The sequence below is a fragment of the Corallococcus sp. AB038B genome (genome assembly GCF_003668955.1).
GTDB classification, from domain to species: domain Bacteria; phylum Myxococcota; class Myxococcia; order Myxococcales; family Myxococcaceae; genus Corallococcus; species Corallococcus exiguus.
Genome location: NZ_RAWO01000009.1, coordinates 127,204 through 145,718 on the forward strand (window position 1 = coordinate 127,204; position 18,515 = coordinate 145,718).

Here is an 18,515-nt window from a genome sequence, read left to right on the forward strand (position 1 = left end):
ACCTGATGGAAGACCGACCGCGCCCGAAGGGGGAAACCTCAGGCGCGCGGGAACACGAGGCGGCACGTTCCCGCCTCCACGAAGAACTCGATGCCCAGCTGGGCCGCGCGGAGCGTCAGCGCGGCCACGGTGTCCGACGCCAGCTCGGGCGCCGAGGAGCCGTCCGCCACCTCCAGCACCGCGTTCGGCCCTTCCGCGCGGACGGAGACGACCACCGTGGAGCCGGACTCCGCGCGATGGAAGGCGCGCATCAGCACCTGCACCAGGAAGAAGCCCAGCTCGGTGGTGTCCTCCAGGTGCGCCAGCACGTCCGGCTCGATGTCGCGCTGGACCTGAAGGCGGCGCCGGCGGCTTTCATGGCCCAGCACGTCCAGGGCCTTGCCGGTGGCGTCCGACAGCGGCGCGTCCCCGGAAGGGCCCGCTCCGCGAAACACGATGAAGTCCGAGAAGAGCTTGAGCAGGCCGTCCACGCGGGCGATCTGCTCGCGCATCGCCTTGAGGTTCTTCTCCTGGGTGGCCGGCACCTGGCCGGACTCGCCCTTGAGCTTCTCGGAGAGCACCTCGAGATGGATGGCGAGCGCGTTGAGCGGGTTGCGCACGTCGTGCAGCAGGCTGTCCATCAAGGGCGGAACCGCGTCGTAGCGGGCCGCGCCCACCACCGGGTCCGACACTTCCTGGACAGAAGGCACACTGATAGCCATGAGAGATGAGTTAACCACCTGGAACTCCTAGGAATTTCCGTCGCCCCACCCCCGCCGCCGCCCTACCGAGCCAGGATTTAGGGAGCACCCCAGGGATCGTCAACCCTGGGTCGGTAATTCTTGCCGGAGTTCTAAAATTCCCGTGTCGGAACAGCCACTTAGGAGCACTCACAAGTGTCATTCAACGAACGGGAACCCCATCCCGGGCGATCAGCGTGTCCAGGGGTTGTCCACCCCCGGACAGCGCGTCCGCCCTCAGGTGCCGGTGACGGGCGAAGGCGGCTGGGCAGCGGCGCCCACGCCCACGAGCTGGAGGCCCAGCCGGGCGGCGTACTCGAAGATGCGCGGGTCCCGGTAGAACTCGCCAAAGACGATGCGGGTGCAGCCGCTGTTGGCGATCAGCTTGAAGCACGGCCAGCACGGGCTGGCGGTCGTGTAGATGGTCGCCCCGTCGATTCCGACGCCGTTCTTGGCGGCCTGGATGATGGCGTTGGCCTCCGCGTGGACGGTGGCCACGCAGTGGCCGTTCTCCATCATGTGGCCCACTTCATCGCAGTGGGGCAAGCCGCGGATGGCGCCGTTGTAGCCGGTGGACAGGATGGTCTTGTCCCTCACCAGCACCGCGCCCACGTGCTTGCGGTCGCAGGTGGCGCGCGTGGCCACCTGCTGGGCGATGTCCATGAAGTACTGATCCCAATTGCCCCGAGCGGACATGCGCGTGAACCCTCCAGCGAAAGAGCCCGCAGCTCTATCGCTGGATCAGGCCCGCACCAATTTCTCGGTCCAGGGCTGTTGGATCAGCGACTCGCCGTCTTCTGGGGCCCCGCACCCTCCGCGTCCGCGGAGCGCTCCAAGAGCCGGCCGAAGCCTTTCGCCTGGAGGAAGCCGCGCACCTTGGCGCTGGGCGCGGCGAACGTCTCGCCGGGCATGGGCACGTCGAAGCTGAAGTTCTGGGAGGCGACCTCGAAGTCCACCTTCGCGGTGCGGTAGCCCTCCACGATGGCCAAGAGCCGCCCCGTCTCGATGCTGAAGATGCCACCGCCAGAGGCCCCGTAACCGATGGGCGCGTCCGTCTTCAGCATGCGCGGGTGCTTCGTCTCCTTGTCCCACTCCACCTGGGACACCATGCCGCCGGAGATGGACAGCGCGCGGCCGTACGGGGACGCCGCCACCACCACGTCCTCGCCCGGCTCCGGTTCGTCGTCCGCGGCCAGCTCCGCCACGGGCCACGTCACGCCCGTCACGCGCAGCAGCGCCAGATCCACGTCCGGCACCTGACCCGTGGCCACCACCTCCGCCAGGTACTCGTGCGTCTCCGCGCGCCGGTCCAACACGACCTTGAGCACAGGCTCTTTCAGGTCACCCTGCTCCACCGCGTGCGCGTTGGTGAGGACGTAGCTGACGGGCCCGGCATCACCAGCCTCCGTGCCAATGACGACGCCCGACGCCGAGCGGCGCACCTTGCCGTCCTCCGTCGTCACCAGCCGCACGTTGAGCGGGAGGATGCGCCGCACCATCGCCTTGCGCGTGGGCTGCGGCGCGGGCTCGGGCCGGGACAGCGCCCGCTCCACCCGGAGCGGAGCCTGCGTGTGCGCCGCGACCGGAGTGTCCTCGGAGGACTGCGACGGGGCACTGGCGCACGACACGAGGGCCCACAGGAGGGGGGTGCCCAACAGCAACCGGTTCATCAACACTCCAGGCGCAAGGATGAGGAGGGACGAAAAGACGACGACACACGCGCAACTCGGTGCGAAGCCGCATCATCCCGAGCCCTGGCCCGGATTGGGAAGCAGACGAGCAGGCATCGGCTTCCTGGATGCCTGCCCTCCGCCACCCGTCAGGTGTAGCGCTGACGCATCAGGAACAGGATGGCGTCCTTCGCGCAGAACTCGCAGTAGCCGTAGCGCTCCGCCATCGTCTTCAGCGTGTCCTGCACCTGAGTCTGCTCGCGCGAGGAGAGCTGGTTGCGGTCCTCGGAGAGGTACTTGAGGACGTTCTCCTTGTTCTTGCGCAGCACACGCTTGCGCTCCTCGAAGTAGTGGTCGCGCAGGCGCTTGAACATGTCCGGGAAGATGCGCGGGTAGTCCATGGCGCCGTCCGGGTTGTCCAGCCGGTGCGCGCCAATGCTTGCAATCAGCCCGCGGCGGAAGTCCGCGGGGGCCTCGCCCTGCGGCATTACGATGGCCTCCACCTCCGCCATGCGCGCCTCGTCCGGCTTCTCCGATTCGCCCGTCACGCGGTTGCGCATCTTCTCCCCGCGCACCCAGTGGCTGACGCTCTGGATGTAGCGCTCCACCAGCTCGCGGTACTGGCCTTCCGACACCAGGCCCATGGAGTCGCGCACCTCCGAGTCCACGCGGTCCAGGTACGTGCCCTCCACCACGCGCACGAAGGTTTCGTGGTCGTGGTAGCCGTCCATCACCTCCTGGAGGAGGAACTCGTAGACGCTCTTGTCCTTGCAGAGCGCGTGCAACTCCTCCAGCACCGCCAGCGCGTGAAGGCACTTGTAGTCGGGGTTCTGCGCGGCGTTGAAGAGGGCCGTCTTGATTTCGCGCGCGCTCGCGCCGGAGCGCCCCTCGTAGTTGGGGTACGCGTCGGACTCCTCGTACATCTCCTCGCGCAGCTTGAGCAGCTCCTTGGTGTTCGCGGAGGACAGCCGCGCGGGCACTCCCGCCTCCTGGTACAGGTGAAGCTTCTCCACTGGGGCCACCTGCTCCACCAGCGGCTTCACGTTGGCCGGGTAGCGGTCCGGGATGGGCTTCTTCAGGCGCGTGAGCACCGCCCACATCGCGGCCACCTCCGTGGCGTGCGGCGCCACGTGCTTGCCCACGGACGTCGCGGTGATCTGCGCGTCGTAGATCTCCTGCTCGACCTTGTAGCGGCGCAGGTACGGCACGCGCACCAGCTCGATGCGGCCCTTGAACGACGCGAAGTCCGGCAGCTCCTTGAACGCGTTCAGGTGCTTCTCGTTGGAGGACGCGATGAGCACCTCGTCCAACTGGAGCACGAAGGGCTCCAGGGGCACCTCGCCCGTTTCACTGAAGCCCAGCAGGTACTTGAAGGCCTCCAGCGGGCGCTTGAGCAGGTCCGCGTACTCGATGAGGCCGCGGTTGGCGTGCACCAGCGGACCGTGCGGCTCGAAGAGCACCGTGCTGTGCAGCGCGGCCGGCATGTTGAGCTGGGTGCGGTCCGCGGAGATCTGCTGCGCGGCGGCGTCCACGCTCATCTGCGGCTCCACCGTCACCGTACCCACCTGGTAGCGGCGCGACACGTAGAAGCGCTCCACCTGTACGTGGCGCAGGACCTTGAGGTAGTCCCCACCGTAGGAGTTGAGCAGCGCCGTGTAGATGCGGCGGCACTTGGCGCACAGCTCGCCGTCGCGCACGTAGTCGGACAGGATGAAATCCCCCGTCGACCCGTCACCGTTGCCCAGCCCCTTCTTCTTGAGCGCACCCTCCAGCAGCGCCTTGCGCTCCGTGGGGGGCACCGCGAACAGCGGATGGTCGCGCAGCTCACAGGGCATGCGCAGGTCCAGGGCCTCCGCGTCCAGGTGGGCGTACGTGGTGAGCTCACCCTCGGCGGTCTTCGCGCCCGCTCGCTCGCCGAAGCCGATGGAGCCCTTGATCAGCTTCTCCGACGGGAACACCCACGCGATGCGGTAGAGGGCGCCTTGCGGCTGGCGGGAGTAGTCCTCCATGCCCTGCTTCAGCGCGTTGACCAGGCTGGACTTCGCGCTGCCGTTGGGGCCGTGCAGCATGATGAGCTTGTTGATGCGGCCGGCGCGCACGAAGTTGCCCAGGATGCGGTAGAGGGCGTTCTGCACCTCCTCCTGCCCGGCGACGCGGCCGTCATGTTCAGCGGACGGGACGTCGAAGACCTTGAAGCGCCGGATGGTGCCGGTGGGGTGTGGCACCATCTCCGTGCCGTAGTGGTCCATCACGTCCCGCAGGTACTGCGCCGCGTTGCGCGACTGGCCCTTCGGGTCCGTGAAGAAGAGCGACAGGTACTCCTCGAAGGACAGGATGGACCGGTTCTTGACGAAGTCGGCGCTGACCTGTGCGCCCACCTCCTGCAGATAGCCCTTCGCTTCCACGGCGGCTCCCCTCTGTGGATGGGTGGTCTCTCGGATGTAGCCACGGCGCTTCGCCGTCGCATGTGAACCCCTGGGGCTGACCTTCGTTCCCGGCCCTAGGGATGTAAAGCGACCCGCCCTGCCCTCGCGGGCGGTGTGTTCGGGGTCGCGCGCTTGGACGCCGGCCGTGTCCCACCCGGCCAGGCGGGCAGCCCGGGGGTGGAAGGTCCAGGCGCGCTGGAAGTTTGAGGACGTCCGTCGGATGACGGATGGTTCGCGATTCGCGGACCCGGGACGGGTGAGATACGGTCCCGGCAAGCCACACCCCATCCGCCGCAACGCCTCACCCGGAGCCCACACGCGATGCACAAGGAGCCCATCATCGGCATCGACCTCGGCACGACGAACTCGTGCGCGGCGATCGTCGAGGACAGCGGGAACGTCAAGCTCATCCCCTACAAGGGCGGCGAGTACACCATCCCCTCCATCTTCGCCATCGACGACAAGGGCAACGAGCTCATCGGCTTCGAGGCGAAGCGCCAGTGGCAGCTCAACCCGCGCAACACCGTCTACGGCTCCAAGCGCCTGGTCGGCGTCAACTTCAGCAGCGACGTCGTCGGCACGATGAAGAAGGCCGTCGCGTACAACATGCGCGCCGGTGCCAAGAACGACGTCACCCTGGACGTCGGCAAGAAGGAATTCACGCTCCAGGAGATCAGCGCCAAGATCCTGGGGAAGATCCGCGACGTCGCCGCCAACTACCTGAAGACGCCCATCAAGCGCGCGGTGGTGACGGTGCCCGCGTACTTCAACGACCGGCAGCGCCAGTCCGTGAAGGACGCCGGCAAGCTGATCGATCTGGAGGTGGTGCGCATCATCAACGAGCCCACCGCGGCGGCGCTCGCCTACGGCGTGGGCAAGACGTTGAAGGAGAAGGTCGTCATCTACGACCTGGGCGGCGGCACCTTCGACGTCTCCATCATCGAAATCCGCGACCGCGTCTTCGAGGTGAAGGCCACCGGCGGCGACGTGTTCCTGGGCGGCATCGACTTCGACAACGCCATCATCCACCACGTCCTCAAGGACTTCGCGGCCAAGACGGGCATCGACCTGGCCACGGATCCGGTGGCCATGCAGCGCATCAAGGACCTGGCCGAGCGCACGAAGATTGATTTGTCCGCGCGCGAGGAAGTGCCCTTCAACATCCCCTTCATCACGATGACGGCGCAGGGCCAGCCGCTGAACATCGAGATGAAGTTCACGCGCAAGATGCTGGAGCAGCTGACGAACCAGCTGGTGGACCGCACCCTGCAGATGGTGGCGCGCGTGCTGGTGGACTCGGGCCTGTCCACCAAGGACATTGACGAAGTGATGCTGGTGGGCGGCCAGACGCGCATGCCCGTCGTGCAGGACCGGCTCACCAAGTTCTTCGGCAAGCCCCCCAGCAAGGGCGTGCACCCGGACGAGGCAGTTGCCATTGGCGCTGCGCTCTACGCGCACTCGCTCGAGGACAACACCAACCTGCGCATCCAGCTGTTGGACGTGATTCCCATGGCCATTGGCCTGGAGCGCGGCGACGGCGGCTTCCACGTCGTCTTCCCGCGCAACGCGTCCATCCCCAACGCCAAGCAGCTGCTGGCCACGACGAGCATCGACAACCAGACCGAGCTGGCGATGCGCATCTACCAGGGCGACCACGACACGGTGGCGCGCAATGACTTGCTGGGCGAGTTCACCTTCTCCGGGATCATGCCCGCCAAGGCCGGCACGGTGAACGTGGAGATCATCTTCGACGTGAGCGTGGAGGGCATCCTCACCATGCGCGCGAAGGACCCCGCCACCGGCCGCGAGATGAAGACCACGGTGCGCGTCACGCAGAACTGAAGCACCTGGCGCCAGAAACACCACGGCGCCCCTGCCTGCATGAGGCGAGGGGCGCCGGATGGAACCACCGACCGTCTGGGGGAAACCTCAGGCGGTCTTCTTTTCCTTCTCCATGACGATCTGCGGAGGCTCGTGCTTGGTGATCACCTGTTCGGTGATCTTGCACTCCTTGACGCCCTCGCGGAACGGCACGTCGTACATGATCTCCAGCATGGCGTCCTCCATGATGGCGCGCAGGCCACGCGCTCCGGAGTGACGGCGCATCGCCTCGCGAGCGATGGCGCGCAGCGCTTCCTTGGTGAAGGTGAGCTTCACCTTCTCGATCTCGAACATCTTCTGGTACTGCTTCACCAGGGCGTTCTTCGGGATCGTGAGGATGGTGACGAGGTCATCCTCTTTCAGGTCGTTGAGCGTCGCGATCATCGGCAGACGGCCGATGAACTCCGGAATCATTCCGAACTTCATCAGGTCTTCCGGCTCGGTCATCGCCAGCAGCTCACCCACGCTGCGCTCTTCCTTGTGGGTGATCTTCGCGCCGAAGCCCAGGCCCTTCTCACCCACGCGGCGCTTGATCACGCCGTCGATGCCGTGGAAGGCACCGCCGCAGATGAAGAGGATGTTGGTCGTGTCGACCTGGACGTACTCCTGCTGGTTGTACTTCTTGCCACCGCGCGGAGTGACGTTGGCGCGGGTGCCTTCGATGATCTTCAGCAGGGCCTGCTGCACGCCCTCGCCGCCCACGTCACGGGTGGCGCTGGGCATGTCGCCCTTGCGCGCGATCTTGTCGATCTCGTCGATGTAGACGATGCCGCGCGCGGCCTTCTCCACGTCATAGTCGGCGTTGTGGAGGAGGTTCTGGATGATGTTCTCGACGTCCTCACCCACGTAGCCGGCCTCGGTGAGGCTGGTGGCATCCGCGATGGTGAAGGGGACGTTGAGGAAGCGCGCCAGGGACTGCGCGAGCAGCGTCTTGCCGGAGCCAGTGGGGCCGATGAGCAGGATGTTGCTCTTCTGCAGCTCCACGTCCTCGCCGCCAGGGGCCTTCACCCCAGGGCGCGGCCGGGCAGTCGGCTTCTTCTGATAGATGCGCTTGTAGTGGTTGTACACCGCGACCGAGAGGACCTTCTTCGCCTGGTCCTGGCCGATGACGTAGTCGTCGAGGAACGCCTTGATCTCCAGCGGCGTGGGCAGGCTGACCTGCGGCTTGCCTTCCTCGCGTTCGTTCTCGTCCGCGATGATGTCGTTACACAGCTTGATGCACTCGTCGCAGATGTAGACCGTGGGTCCGGCAATGAGCTTCCGGACCTCGCGCTGCGACTTTCCGCAGAACGAGCAGGACAGGTTGACGTGGTGCTCCTTCTTCACTGCCGCCTCCGAGTTCGCCGGTCCCGGTTCGGGACCTTCTCCACCGACCACCGCACTCCATCACCCCGCGAAGCCGCCCACGTCTTTCGACGGCTTCAAGCCCACCTACAGGCCCTGAACCCACTATAGGGCCCTCCCCTTCGGGCAGGAAGCCCGGCGGAAGCGCCCTTTCCTTCGGAGCGTTCAGCCCAGGTCAACGGGTCGGTCTTGGATAACAGCGACTCAGGCGTCCGTCACGCTCGACGCGAGTTCTTCGACATCGTCCGCCAGGGAGGCCGCCCGCTCGGCGACAGCGTTGGGGACTCGACGGCTTCCCGCCAGCTCGGAGGCGAGCTTTCGCGCCAGCTGCGCCAGTTTCCGTACCTGGAGGCTCTCCGGGGGCGGCTCCGGCGGGGGCCGGGGGAAGCGCTCGGCGAACTCCTTCTTGAGCTCCGTGGGGGACTTCTCCGGGCTCCAGATGCTGTCGCGCAGCGACTTGTATTCCGTGGGAGACAGCTGGCCCCGCTCTTCAGCGTCGGCCAGGACTTCCACCACCTCGAAGGCGGGGGCCTTCTCCGGGAACTCGTGCTGCGTGAGCTCTTCCGGGGCTTCGTGCTTGGCCAGGAAGCTGAACGAGCGCGTGAGCTTGAGCGCCGTCTGCTTCTTGATGTGCAGCTCCTTGAGGCAGTAGGCCTCGAAGGAGGCGTGGCCCCACTCCTCGTACTTCGCTTCGTCCCGGACCTGGACGAGCAGCTTGCCCAGCTCCGCCCAGGTGGACTTGAAGCGCTTGGCGGCGAGCAGGACGGTGTGGCGGAACGTCCCCGGGGGGACGCTCATGGCCTTCTTGGCAATTTCGACTTCGGCGACAGAGGCGGACATGCCTGTTGTATCGGGCACGTCCGGAGGGTGGGCAAGAAAGTCGCCCTACCCTCGCTTGCCGATATTGAACGAAAGTCCCACGGTGGCGCGCTCGCCGTCGTAGGCCTTGAAGGGCCACTTCTTCAGCTCGGCGAAGAGGCACTCGAAGAGTGGGCCCTGCTTGAACTGGGGGTTGTCCACCCACAGCTTGTTCACGCGCCCGTCGTTCCCGATGACGAACTCCATGGGGATCTTCGCGGCCAGGCCGGGCGTGCGCTCGGCCTCTTCCTTGAAGCAGCGGAAGAGCTTGGACTGGTTGCCCGCGACGACGCGGTTGATGGCGCCCTGGTCGAACTGCTGGGCCATCTCCAGGCCGTCCGGATCCGTGGAGACGCTGCCCGTGCGAGGCGGCGGCCGGTTGCCGGCGACGGCGGCGCTGGCCACGGCGCCACTTCCCGCGGGCTTGCCGGTCGCGGTGCCCTGCCCCGCGGGGCGATCCGGGCGGCGAGGGTCGTTGGACGGATAGGCGAAGAGGTCCTCGTCATCCCCGCGCGCCTGGGCCAGTCGGATGGTGGGCGGGTCCATGGTGATGCCGTCGCCCTCCTCGGTCGCGCCGAACAGGCCGTACACGGCGGCGTTGCGCGCCAGGTACCAGCCAGTGACGCCCAGGAGGAGCGCCACGCCCGCGGCGACGCCGGCCAGCAGCTTCACGCGCTTCTGGTTGCGGGCCTGCTCCACGAGCATCGTCTGGGCGACGCGGCCCTGCGCCTCGAAGCGCGCGATGTGCACCTGGAAGGTGGCGGTGTCCCGGAGGTTGCGGAACTCCCGCTCACCGGCCGGAGCCACCTGGCTGTCCGGGGTCAGTTCCCCCGTGTAGAGCTTTTCCACCACCTGGGACGCGGTGATGGGCCCCAGCACCAGGTCGCCCTGTCGGAAAAGCCACTGCCCATCACTGTCCATCGCGAGTTCTTGAGCGGCCAGCATTCGCGCGGGAGTATCGTGTTTCTCCCATCGACACCGCAACGCCGTGGCACGGACCTCTCTCAGACGAATTCCCGCCGTACTGTGGACTTGGTATCGCGGCGGAAACTTCCGCGGCTTCCAGCGCCAGGTGGAAGGTCCCACGGTCCAGGACGCGCTCGAAAACGCCCTGGAGCAGGCAGGCTCACCGGCCACGGTGATGCCGTCCGGGCGCACCGACCGGGGCGTACACGCGCGGATGCAGGTCATCAGCCTGCGCCTCAATGAGGATGTCCCCCTGGATTCGCTGCCCGCGCGGCTGGCACCGCACCTGTCCCCGGACGTGGGGCTGTGCATCGCGAAGCGGCCGCCGGGCGCCTTTCACTCGCAATGGAGCGCGAGCGGCAAGGAGTACCGCTACCACCTGACGCTGGGCACTCCGCCCCCGGAAGCCTGGAGGCCGTACGCGCTGGATGTGGCGGCGGACGTCACCCTCCAGGCAGGCCACCGGGTGACGCCGGAGAGACTGGAGGCACTGCTCTCCCGCGCCGTGGGCACGCGGGACTTCACCGCGTTCCACGAGCGCTCCAGTCCCCAGAAGCCGCGCACGCTTCAGTCCGCCACCCTGCGGGAGCTGGGCGGAGGGCTCTTCGAGGCGCGGCTGGAAGGAGACGGCTTCGCGCGCTACCAGGTGAGGTACCTGGTGGGCAGCGCGCTGAAGGTGGCCGCGGGGCTCCTGTCCGAGGAGCAGTGGCACGGGGCGCTGGATTCGGGAACCGCCCTGCCCGGCTTCAAGGCCCCGGCGCATGGGTTGGTGTTGTGGGAGGTCCGCTATCCTTCCGCGGTGGACCCTTTCGGGCCCGGCGAGCGCCTCCACCCGCCCGGTCTGCCCGACGCGCCACCCTTCACGGGAGCGCCGCCGGGCTGACGTGGCGCTTCAGTCCACGAAGCGCGCTTCGTACTTCGCCAGCAGATCCGAGATGGCCTCCCGGAGGTACTCGCTCTGACGGATGCGCGTGGTGCGCGACAGCTCCTTCAGGGCGTCCAACTTCTCGCGGTTGAGACGAAACACGACCGAGGTGAGACGGGGATTCATGTCCAAGTGCGCAACCTCCGACAGATGCACACACCCTCTCACAATGTCGGACAACCTCAAGAAAACAACCTACGAGGCTGAACCCACCGGGATGATCCACTGCAACCCGGTGAAGAGCTCGGTGTCCGCGCGCAGTCCGGAGCCGAACCCGAACGTGAAGCCGAGCCCGCCGTACAACGCGAAATGATCCGAGAGGGTGTGTCTGGCGCCGAACCCTATGCGAGGCCCCAGCCACGGCCCAGAAATCGGACGCACGGAAACGCCCAAGTCGAAGAAGGTCCGCCACGACTCGGATCCGAAGACGCTGCGGTAGCCGGTGATCAGCGTCAGATCCTCCCCCGGGCGGCCGGTGCTGCCGCGCGCGAGGAGGAACACCTCGTCCCCTCCGTAGCCCACGGTGATCGCGGCCCCCAGGTCCAGGTGCCCGGCGAGTCCGGACACGGCGGAGTCCCCGCTGATCCGTTCGGAGTACGTGGCCCCGGGCCCCACCGTGAGGATCAGCGAGCGCCGGCGCGCATACGGCCCGTCATCCAGGTACTCCACGGCGGCGGCAGGGGTGGCCAGCATCAGGCCCAGCGCGATCAGGAAACCCGAGGGGAGACCCTTCACCCCACCACCGGGAGCTTGAAGCCCTCGGACTTCCCCTGCCCTGCCGCGGGGGCGATGCCGGCGGCCTCGTTGAGGCGGCCGGAGCGGAAGGGCTCCAGATCCAGGGCCACGAACTTGAAGCCCAGGGACTTGAAGGCGCCGTTGATCCGTTCGCGGATGCCGGCCTCGAAGAAGCGAGCGTACTCCTCGCTGGCCAGCTCGATGCGCGCCACGTCCTGGTGATAGCGGACGCGGAACTGCTTGAAGTCCAGCGCGCGCAGCTCCGACTCCGCGGCGGCGATCTGAAGGAGGCGGTCGCGCGTCACGGAGGTGCCGTAGGGGATGCGCGACGCCAGGCACGCCATCTGCGGCTTGTCCCAGGTGGGCAGGCCCAGCTTGCGGCTCCACGCGCGGATCTCATCCTTGGTGAGCCCGGCCTGGGCCAGGGGGGAGACCACCCGGTGCTCCTTGGCGGCCTTGTGGCCGGGGCGGTGATCCTTGAAGTCGTCCGCGTTGAAGCCGTCCAGCACCACGGACAGCCCCAGCTCCGCGCGCTTCGCCTCGCAGAGGTCGTACAGCTCCGTCTTGCAGAAGTAGCAGCGGTTGGTGGGGTTGGCGGCGTAGTTGGGGTTCGCCAGCTCGTTGCTGGAGACGACGACGTGCCGGGCGCCCAGGCGGTCCGCCAGCTCGCGGGCCTCGCGCTCCTCCTCCGGGGCGACGGAGGCGGACAGCGCGGTGAGCGCCAGGGCGCGCTCGCCCAGCACCTCCGCCGCGATCGCGAGGACGAAGGTGGAGTCCACGCCGCCGGAGAACGCCACCAGCGCGCTGCCGTGGGTGCGCAGCGCTTCGCGCATCGCCTCCAGCTTGGGGCGGGACGCTTCACAGAGGGCTTCAATCCGCTCGGGGCTCAGCATGGGGGACTCCTAAAACGGAAGGGCCCCGGATTGCACGCGCATCGCGCGGGCAACCTGGAGCCCTTCGACAGTCAGGACGGCGGTGGGGACTACCGGGCCTTGCTCTTGGCGGCCTTCTTCTTCGCGGCCGGGGCCGGCTTGCCCACGCGGGCGGCGCGGGTGGCCGGACGCGCCTTGGCGCCCTTGGAACCCTTGTCCGCCTTGGGGGCCTTCACGGCCTTCACGGCGGCGACACGGACCGGCGGGTCCTCTTCGTCGCGGCGGGCCTTCTTCGGCGGCAGCGGGTTGGCCTTCATCTTCTTGCCGGTGATGGTCTTCAGCTCGTCCGTGGACATCAGGCCCAGGTCCAGCAGCGCCTGGAAGATCTTCGTCCCACCGTCCTCCACCGACTCCGAGTCGGAGTAGATGGTCACCTCGGGTGAGGTGGGCGGCTCGTACGGCTCCGTGATGCCGATGAAGTTGGGGATCTCCCCGTTGAGCGCCTTCTTGTACTTGCCGGTGGAGTCACGCTCGATGAGCTTCTCCGTGGGGCAGTCGACGTAGACCTCCACGTACTTGCCCACCGCGCGGCGCACCTCCTCGCGGCTCGACTTGTAGGGGCTCACGCAGGGGACGAGCACCGCGACGCCGTTGCGGGCCATGAGGCCAGCGACGAAGCCCAGGCGGCGCACGATCATATTGCGCTCGTCCTTGGTGTCGCCGATGCCAGCCCACAGGTCGTTATGGAGTTCGCCCTCGTCGAGGACCTCCACGTTACGTCCGACCTGGCGGAGCCGGGCCGCGATGTAGGCGGCCGTCGTGGTCTTCCCAGTTCCGGACATGCCGGTGAGCCAGAGGGTGAATCCGTTGTTGGTGGCCATAAGGGTTCTAACTCCCTGCGTCCGGAGCGCTTCTTGCACGCGGCGTGGGACGCGGCAGATCCAATAGACCGCCGCTTTATAGACGAAAACCCAGTCACTTGACAATTCGGACCCACCTTTCCGCAGGTGGGGTCGGCTGCAGGGCAAGTTCCCGCCCTTACACGGTTTTTTCAAACCTGAAATCCGCCAATGCAAGCGGAACAGTCTGAAAATCGCCCGCGCTCCAAATAGACCGGGAGGCGGAGGCGGCACGGCCTCCGCGTATGGCAACCACGACGTAGGACACCTGGGGCAGCAGTGGGATTCCCGAGGGAGCGGCCTGGCGTCGGTCCTCGGAGGAGAACACGGCGGGCGCGTCCACGTGCGAGTGGAAGACGCAGACCACCTCCTCTTGTCGCGCGTCCGCGTCCAGGCACACCTGGAGCCACACCTCTGGGGCGAAGGCGTAGGCGACGTGCGGCGTGGGAGAGGTGTTGGCCAGCGGGACGACCCGCCAGGAGTCACCCTCCCCCGCCCCGCTTCGGAGGATCACGCCGCAGCCTTCCTGGGGCCACGCGGCCTCCAGGTGGCGGATCATCCCGGCGAGCACTTCTGGTGGCGCGTGCTGGATCAGGGCTTCGCTTCCGCCGCGGCGCAGCGCGAGCACCGGCGGAGCTCCAGGTCCGTCATCGAGCCCGGAGCGCTCAACCACCGGCCGCCCAGCGAAGGGCCCAGCCCCAACCGCAGCCGCTGGAAGACGAGCGCGCCCAGTGCGCCCAGGGCCACGCCCATGGCTCCATCTGGTGGCGTGCCCAGGTGGCGCACCGTTTCTCCGAAGCACCAGACGCACCCGTCCGCGCCCCGGAACACCACCGCGCCGCGCGCGCCGTCGCCGCCCAGCGCGACCCAGGGGGCCGCTCCGCTCCAGGCCGCCGGCAGCTCCGCGAGCAGCCCGCCGCCGGGCGTGCCCACCGCGTCAGGGTTCACCTCCGGCACCACGCGCGCCAGCACCTCCGCCACGGGCTGGCCCACGTCGTGCGCGGACGCGAGGAACCCCGGAGACCAGGGGCCCATGGTCAGCGAGCCCACACCCGTCACCGGGGTGCCGCCGCCCGCCAGGTACGCCGTGGCCGTGAGGCCGGACGCGCCCAGCCCGTCCACGCGCGCGCCGCCCGCCAGCAGGGCCTCCTGCCCGCGCCCGCCCACGTCCCTCAGGAGGATCTGCCGGGAGTAGCGGAGAATCTGATCCTCGCGCAGCGCCATGACGGCCCCTTCAGCCTCCCGCCATCGCGGGGATGAGGGTGATCCGGTCCGCGTCCTTCACGGGCGTGTCCAGGGCCTTGAGCGCGCGCACGTCCTCGTCGTTGAGGAAGACGTTCACGTACCGGCGCACGGCACCCTTGTCGTCGAAGAGGCGCGCGCCCATGCCGGGATAGCGCGCGTCCAGGTCGCGCAGCACGTCGCCCACGGTGGCGCCGGTGGCCTGGACCTCGGACTGGTTGCCCGTCAGCGTCCTCATGGGTGTCGGAATGCGAATCGTGGCCATTGGCTCATTTCCCCCGCTTGCGGATGATCAACCGGTGCGTGCCGTCCCCGCGTGGATCCAGGGACACCACGTCGTGGCCCTCGTCCTTCGCGCTGCGGGGCACGTTCTTCAAGGGCTCGTCGCCCTTGAGCAGCACCTCCAGCAGCGTATCCGGCGGCAGCGACTCCAGCTTCAGCTTGGTGCGCACGTAGGTCATCGGACACACCTCGCGGGTGATGTCCAACGTCGCCGTCACGTCGGGCATGCGGTGTCCTCCTGGGATGAAGGGAACGGGGGCAGCGTCTGGATGGCGCACCCCGGGCAGTCGGGCGCGCGCGTCACCTTCACGGTGCGCCCCTCCAGCGTCTCGCCGTCGAGCACGTGCAGCGTGGCCTGGCCGCGGGGGCCCGTGGCCGCGCCCGCCAGCAGCTCCAGCGCGAGCAGCGCCTGCACCGCGCCGATGAGCCCCGCCATCGCGCCCAGCACACCCGCCTGCGCGCAGGTGGGCACCGCGTCCGGGGGCGGCACGTCCTCATAGAGGCACCGCAGGCACGGGCCGCCGGGGTCGATTCGCAGGGCCTGGCCGTTCATGCGCAGCACGCCGCCGTAGACGAGCGGCACACCGGTGAGCACCGCCACGTCCGACAGGAAGAACTTGGTGGCGACGCCGTCGGTGGCGTCCACCACCAGGTCGTGCTCGCGGAAGAGCGCTTCGGCGTTGCCCGCGTCCAGCCGCTCCGGCAGGGCCTCCACGCTCAAGCCGGGGAAGGCGCGCAGGAGGCCGGCGGCGGCGGACTCCGCCTTGAAGCGGCCCACATCCTGGGTGCGGTGCCAGAGCTGCCGGGGCAGGTTCGTCACGTCCACCCGGTCCGGATCCACCAACGTCAGGTGGCCCACACCGCCCTGCGCCAGCGCGAGCGACGCCGGACAGCCCAGGCCGCCCGCTCCCACGACCAGCACCCGCGCGCGCTCGATGCGGGTGGCGTGGGGAATGCGTGCGTGATGGTCGGTATCCGGCGAACCGTGCATGGGACTGGTGCTCCGTGAGGAACGAACGAATATGGTGCGGCGACTCCACGTCCTGACTTCAGGACGCTCCCGAAGCCTTCCCTACCCGCCGCCGTCACAAGCGGCCCTCACCTGCCAGGACATATGAAAAACCTGACCGGCGCGCTCGTGTTTTCCACCCTGCTGTCCCTGGCTGTCGGCTGCCACAAGAACACCGGCGAGAGCCCGGACGCGGCCACGCAGACCGGCACCGTCAAGGAGGAGCTCCAGTCGGGTCGCGAGGCCGCTCCCCCGGAGGCCACCGCCGAGGCCGGCACGAAGGACGCGAGCGCCGTGACCTACGACTCGGGCGCCAGCGACCGCCTGGCCCTGGAGGCCTGCGTGGACGGCTGGCTCAAGACCCACAACCTGGACAAGTACGGCAGCCAGAAGGGCACCATGTACGCGGGCGGCACGCCCCTGTTCGACGAGCGCACGGGGCAGACCACCGACCGCCTGGACTTCGTCCTCTCCCGCCAGCCCGAGGCCAAGAAGGCGTGCGTGGACGAAGGCGCCCCCAAGTAGCGCGTTGCCCCTTCCGCACCCGCCAGGATGCTCACCTGGCGGCTTGCCGGGAATTCCGCTCCCCGGGAAGGTCCCGTAAGCTGCCGCTCGAATGGACAGCGACCTCCGACCCGGCGACGAGCACCCGGCCCATGACCTGAAGGCCCGCGTCCGCGCCGTGCTGGAGCGCCGCAACCTCACGGACAACGTGTCCGCGGAGCAGGCGGCCGCCTCCTGGGAGCAGGACCGCTTCGTCGCCCGGGCCCGCGCGCTGTTCTACGCGCGGATGATGTTCCTCACGTTGGGCCTGCTCATCCTCGCGGTGCCCGCGTGGAGTGGCTACTTCGGCTTCAACGGGCCCATCTCCTTCCTGGGCTACTTCGCGATGCTCCTCTACAGCGTCGCGAACCTGCTCGTCATCGACCACCCGAAGGCAGGCCGGTGGGTGACGTACCTGTCGCTGTGCTGCGACCTGCTGATCACCGTGGTGCTCATCGCCCGGCCGCAGGTGGGCGGCGGTCTTCAAAGCCCGCTGCTGGCGACGCAGCTGCTCTTCACCACGCTCTTCGCCATCCTCTTCCCCAAGCCGCTGGCCATCCTGCCGCCGCTGCTGGCGCTGCCCATCACCACGCGCCTGGACCTGCTGCTCAACCGCTCCGTGACGGCGGTGGAGCTGCTCACGCTGCTCTGGTACCTGGGGCTCAACTTCATCATCGTCTACGTGCTCGTGTACCTGAACGAGCGCGAGGCCACCGCGCACCGTGAGGTGGTGTCCCTGCAGGGCGACCTGAAGGAGCTGGCGGTGGTGGAGGAGCGCAACCGGCTGGCGCGCGAAATCCATGACGGCCTGGGCGCGTCCCTGTCCTCGATGATCATCCAGGCGGAGTACATCCTGAACCTCGCGCGCGAGGACGGGCTGCGCACGGAGATCCGCGAGATGAAGGCCACCGCGGAGGAGTCGATTGAAGAGCTGCGCCGCAACCTGAGGATGATGCGCGACGACTTCGAGCTGGCGCAGGGCCTGGAGGACTACATCAAGACCTTCCGCGACCGCACCGGGCAGGACATCCGCTTCGAGCGCACGGGCCTGACGCGCAAGCTGCCCCCGGACGCGCAGCTGGCGCTGTTCCGCATCCTCCAGGAATGTCTATCCAACGCCGCGAAGCACGCCGAGGCGAAGGAGGTCCAGGTGCGCTTGGACTTCAGCGCGGAGGGCGTGCACCTGGTGGTCCGCGACAACGGCAAGGGCTTCGACCCGGGCCGCACGCCGCGCGGACACTACGGCCTGCTCAACATGCGTGAGCGGGCCATGAAGCTCGGGGGTTCCATCGTGGTGGACTCGGCGCCCGGCGCCGGAGCCCAGGTGGCCTTCTCCCTTCCCTGCCTTTCCGCCTGACACGCACCGGAGCCCGCCCCGTGGACCCGACACCGAATGCCCCCGCCCTCCCCATCCGCGTGTTCGTCGTGGAGGACCAGACCAAGATTCTGAAGAACCAGCTGCGCCTCTTCGAGGGCCACCCGGACATCGACATCGTGGGCACCGCGCTGTCGGGCGAGGCCGCGTTGGTGGAGGTGGAGCGCGAGCAGCCGGACGTGCTGCTCTTGGACCTGGGGCTGCCGCGCATGAGCGGCATCGACGTCACCCGCGAGGTGAAGGCGCGCTTCCCGAAGGTGGAGATCCTGATCTTCACCATCTTCGACGAGGAGGACAAAGTCCTCGAAGCCGTGAAGGCGGGCGCGTCCGGCTACCTGCTCAAGGGCGCGACGGTGGACAAGATCGTCGAGGCCATCAAGGAGGTGCGCGCGGGCGGCACGGTCATCCAGCCGAACCTGGCGCGACGCCTGTTGCGCCACTTCCGCGTGGAGCCGGACACCGCGCCCGTGCCCACCGAACCGCTGGCCGTGGCGCCGTCCGCATCGGAGCCCGCTCCGGCGTCCGCGCAGGAGCCGCTGCTCAAGCCGCTGTCGGACCGCGAGCGGGAGATCCTCCAGCTCATCGCCAAGGGCGTGTCCAACAGCGAGGCGGCCCGGCTGCTGTCGCTCTCCAAGGCGACCATCCGCACGCACCTGGAGCACATCTACCGGAAACTCGAAGTGACAAACCGGGTGGAGGCCGTCACCGAGGGCATCCGCAAGGGCCTGATCTCCGTCTAGTTGCGGGCCCTGATGGGTCGGGCCGCTTC

21 protein-coding genes are annotated in these 18,515 nt (G+C 68.1%); 5 read left to right on the plus strand and 16 right to left on the minus strand.

What is annotated here, in order from left to right:
* Window positions 1-38 precede the first annotated feature (38 nt).
* The 4 genes from D7Y04_RS29230 to D7Y04_RS29245 all read right to left on the minus strand — a co-directional run bounded on the left by D7Y04_RS29230 (window position 39) and on the right by D7Y04_RS29245 (window position 4,794).
* A complete protein-coding gene (locus tag D7Y04_RS29230; RefSeq protein WP_171813535.1) occupies window positions 39-701 on the minus strand; it encodes a HAMP domain-containing histidine kinase in 663 nt (220 codons plus the stop codon).
* Window positions 702-956: 255 nt separating this feature from the next.
* The gene (locus D7Y04_RS29235; RefSeq protein ID WP_121761412.1) at window positions 957-1,415 is read right to left on the minus strand and encodes a cytidine/deoxycytidylate deaminase family protein; all 459 of its coding nucleotides are present in this window, start codon (window positions 1,413-1,415) and stop codon (window positions 957-959) included.
* 83 nt (window positions 1,416-1,498) lie between these two features.
* A complete protein-coding gene (locus D7Y04_RS29240) occupies window positions 1,499-2,389 on the minus strand; it encodes a serine protease (protein ID WP_121761413.1) in 891 nt (296 codons plus the stop codon).
* Window positions 2,390-2,538: 149 nt separating this feature from the next.
* On the minus strand, window positions 2,539-4,794 hold the full coding sequence (locus D7Y04_RS29245) for a PrkA family serine protein kinase (RefSeq protein ID WP_120598304.1): 2,256 nt from the start codon (window positions 4,792-4,794) through the stop codon (window positions 2,539-2,541).
* A 342-nt stretch (window positions 4,795-5,136) separates the two neighbouring features.
* Here D7Y04_RS29245 and D7Y04_RS29250 point away from each other — a divergent pair, with 342 nt between their 5' ends.
* A complete protein-coding gene (locus D7Y04_RS29250) occupies window positions 5,137-6,657 on the plus strand; it encodes an Hsp70 family protein (protein WP_120577683.1) in 1,521 nt (506 codons plus the stop codon).
* Window positions 6,658-6,744: 87 nt separating this feature from the next.
* Here D7Y04_RS29250 and clpX read toward each other — a convergent pair whose 3' ends face one another.
* From clpX to D7Y04_RS29265, 3 genes are all read right to left on the minus strand, one after another.
* Window positions 6,745-8,022 carry an ATP-dependent Clp protease ATP-binding subunit ClpX gene (clpX, locus tag D7Y04_RS29255; RefSeq protein ID WP_120577682.1) on the minus strand — a complete coding sequence of 426 codons (1,278 nt, stop codon included), beginning with the start codon at window positions 8,020-8,022 and terminating at the stop codon, window positions 6,745-6,747.
* Between the two features lie 222 nt (window positions 8,023-8,244).
* Complete coding sequence (locus tag D7Y04_RS29260) at window positions 8,245-8,898, minus strand: hypothetical protein (RefSeq protein WP_171809012.1); 654 nt, start codon at window positions 8,896-8,898, stop codon at window positions 8,245-8,247.
* 27 nt (window positions 8,899-8,925) lie between these two features.
* Window positions 8,926-9,843, minus strand: coding sequence for an AgmX/PglI C-terminal domain-containing protein (locus D7Y04_RS29265; protein ID WP_120598302.1), 918 nt, complete (start codon window positions 9,841-9,843; stop codon window positions 8,926-8,928).
* Window positions 9,844-9,886: 43 nt separating this feature from the next.
* Here D7Y04_RS29265 and D7Y04_RS29270 point away from each other — a divergent pair, with 43 nt between their 5' ends.
* Window positions 9,887-10,747: a tRNA pseudouridine(38-40) synthase TruA gene (locus D7Y04_RS29270; RefSeq protein ID WP_121761414.1), complete on the plus strand. Its 861-nt coding sequence runs from the start codon at window positions 9,887-9,889 to the stop codon at window positions 10,745-10,747.
* Between the two features lie 9 nt (window positions 10,748-10,756).
* Here D7Y04_RS29270 and D7Y04_RS29275 read toward each other — a convergent pair whose 3' ends face one another.
* From D7Y04_RS29275 to D7Y04_RS29315, 9 genes are all read right to left on the minus strand, one after another.
* Window positions 10,757-10,921 carry a ribbon-helix-helix domain-containing protein gene (locus D7Y04_RS29275; protein ID WP_014396701.1) on the minus strand — a complete coding sequence of 55 codons (165 nt, stop codon included), beginning with the start codon at window positions 10,919-10,921 and terminating at the stop codon, window positions 10,757-10,759.
* A gap of 63 nt (window positions 10,922-10,984) precedes the next feature.
* Window positions 10,985-11,524, minus strand: a complete 540-nt coding sequence (locus tag D7Y04_RS29280; RefSeq protein ID WP_233601625.1) for a hypothetical protein — start codon at window positions 11,522-11,524, stop codon at window positions 10,985-10,987.
* Entirely contained in the window at window positions 11,521-12,417 is an 897-nt protein-coding gene (larE, locus tag D7Y04_RS29285) for an ATP-dependent sacrificial sulfur transferase LarE (RefSeq protein WP_121761415.1), read from the minus strand. The genes D7Y04_RS29280 and larE overlap by 4 nt, the downstream gene beginning before the upstream one ends.
* An 89-nt stretch (window positions 12,418-12,506) precedes the next feature.
* Entirely contained in the window at window positions 12,507-13,277 is a 771-nt protein-coding gene (gene cysC / locus D7Y04_RS29290; protein ID WP_120598299.1) for an adenylyl-sulfate kinase, read from the minus strand.
* A gap of 157 nt (window positions 13,278-13,434) precedes the next feature.
* Window positions 13,435-13,923 carry a Mov34/MPN/PAD-1 family protein gene (locus D7Y04_RS29295; RefSeq protein WP_121761416.1) on the minus strand — a complete coding sequence of 163 codons (489 nt, stop codon included), beginning with the start codon at window positions 13,921-13,923 and terminating at the stop codon, window positions 13,435-13,437.
* Window positions 13,887-14,519 carry a ThiF family adenylyltransferase gene (locus D7Y04_RS29300; RefSeq protein ID WP_121761417.1) on the minus strand — a complete coding sequence of 211 codons (633 nt, stop codon included), beginning with the start codon at window positions 14,517-14,519 and terminating at the stop codon, window positions 13,887-13,889. The genes D7Y04_RS29295 and D7Y04_RS29300 overlap by 37 nt, the downstream gene beginning before the upstream one ends.
* Window positions 14,520-14,529: 10 nt before the next feature.
* Window positions 14,530-14,802, minus strand: coding sequence for a ubiquitin-like small modifier protein 1 (locus D7Y04_RS29305; protein WP_120598296.1), 273 nt, complete (start codon window positions 14,800-14,802; stop codon window positions 14,530-14,532).
* Between the two features lie 4 nt (window positions 14,803-14,806).
* The gene (locus D7Y04_RS29310; protein WP_014396694.1) at window positions 14,807-15,046 is read right to left on the minus strand and encodes a sulfurtransferase TusA family protein; all 240 of its coding nucleotides are present in this window, start codon (window positions 15,044-15,046) and stop codon (window positions 14,807-14,809) included.
* A complete protein-coding gene (locus D7Y04_RS29315; protein ID WP_120581054.1) occupies window positions 15,034-15,810 on the minus strand; it encodes a HesA/MoeB/ThiF family protein in 777 nt (258 codons plus the stop codon). Before D7Y04_RS29315 ends, D7Y04_RS29310 begins: the two co-directional genes overlap by 13 nt.
* 123 nt (window positions 15,811-15,933) lie before the next feature.
* Between D7Y04_RS29315 and D7Y04_RS29320 the strand changes: the two genes are divergently transcribed.
* The 3 genes from D7Y04_RS29320 (at window position 15,934) to D7Y04_RS29330 (ending at window position 18,486) form a co-directional block, all read left to right on the plus strand.
* A complete protein-coding gene (locus D7Y04_RS29320; protein WP_120598294.1) occupies window positions 15,934-16,353 on the plus strand; it encodes a hypothetical protein in 420 nt (139 codons plus the stop codon).
* Window positions 16,354-16,444: 91 nt separating this feature from the next.
* A complete protein-coding gene (locus D7Y04_RS29325) occupies window positions 16,445-17,728 on the plus strand; it encodes a sensor histidine kinase (protein WP_120598293.1) in 1,284 nt (427 codons plus the stop codon).
* A 20-nt stretch (window positions 17,729-17,748) separates the two neighbouring features.
* Window positions 17,749-18,486, plus strand: a complete 738-nt coding sequence (locus D7Y04_RS29330) for a response regulator transcription factor (protein WP_121761418.1) — start codon at window positions 17,749-17,751, stop codon at window positions 18,484-18,486.
* The last annotated feature ends 29 nt before the right edge of the window (window positions 18,487-18,515 follow it).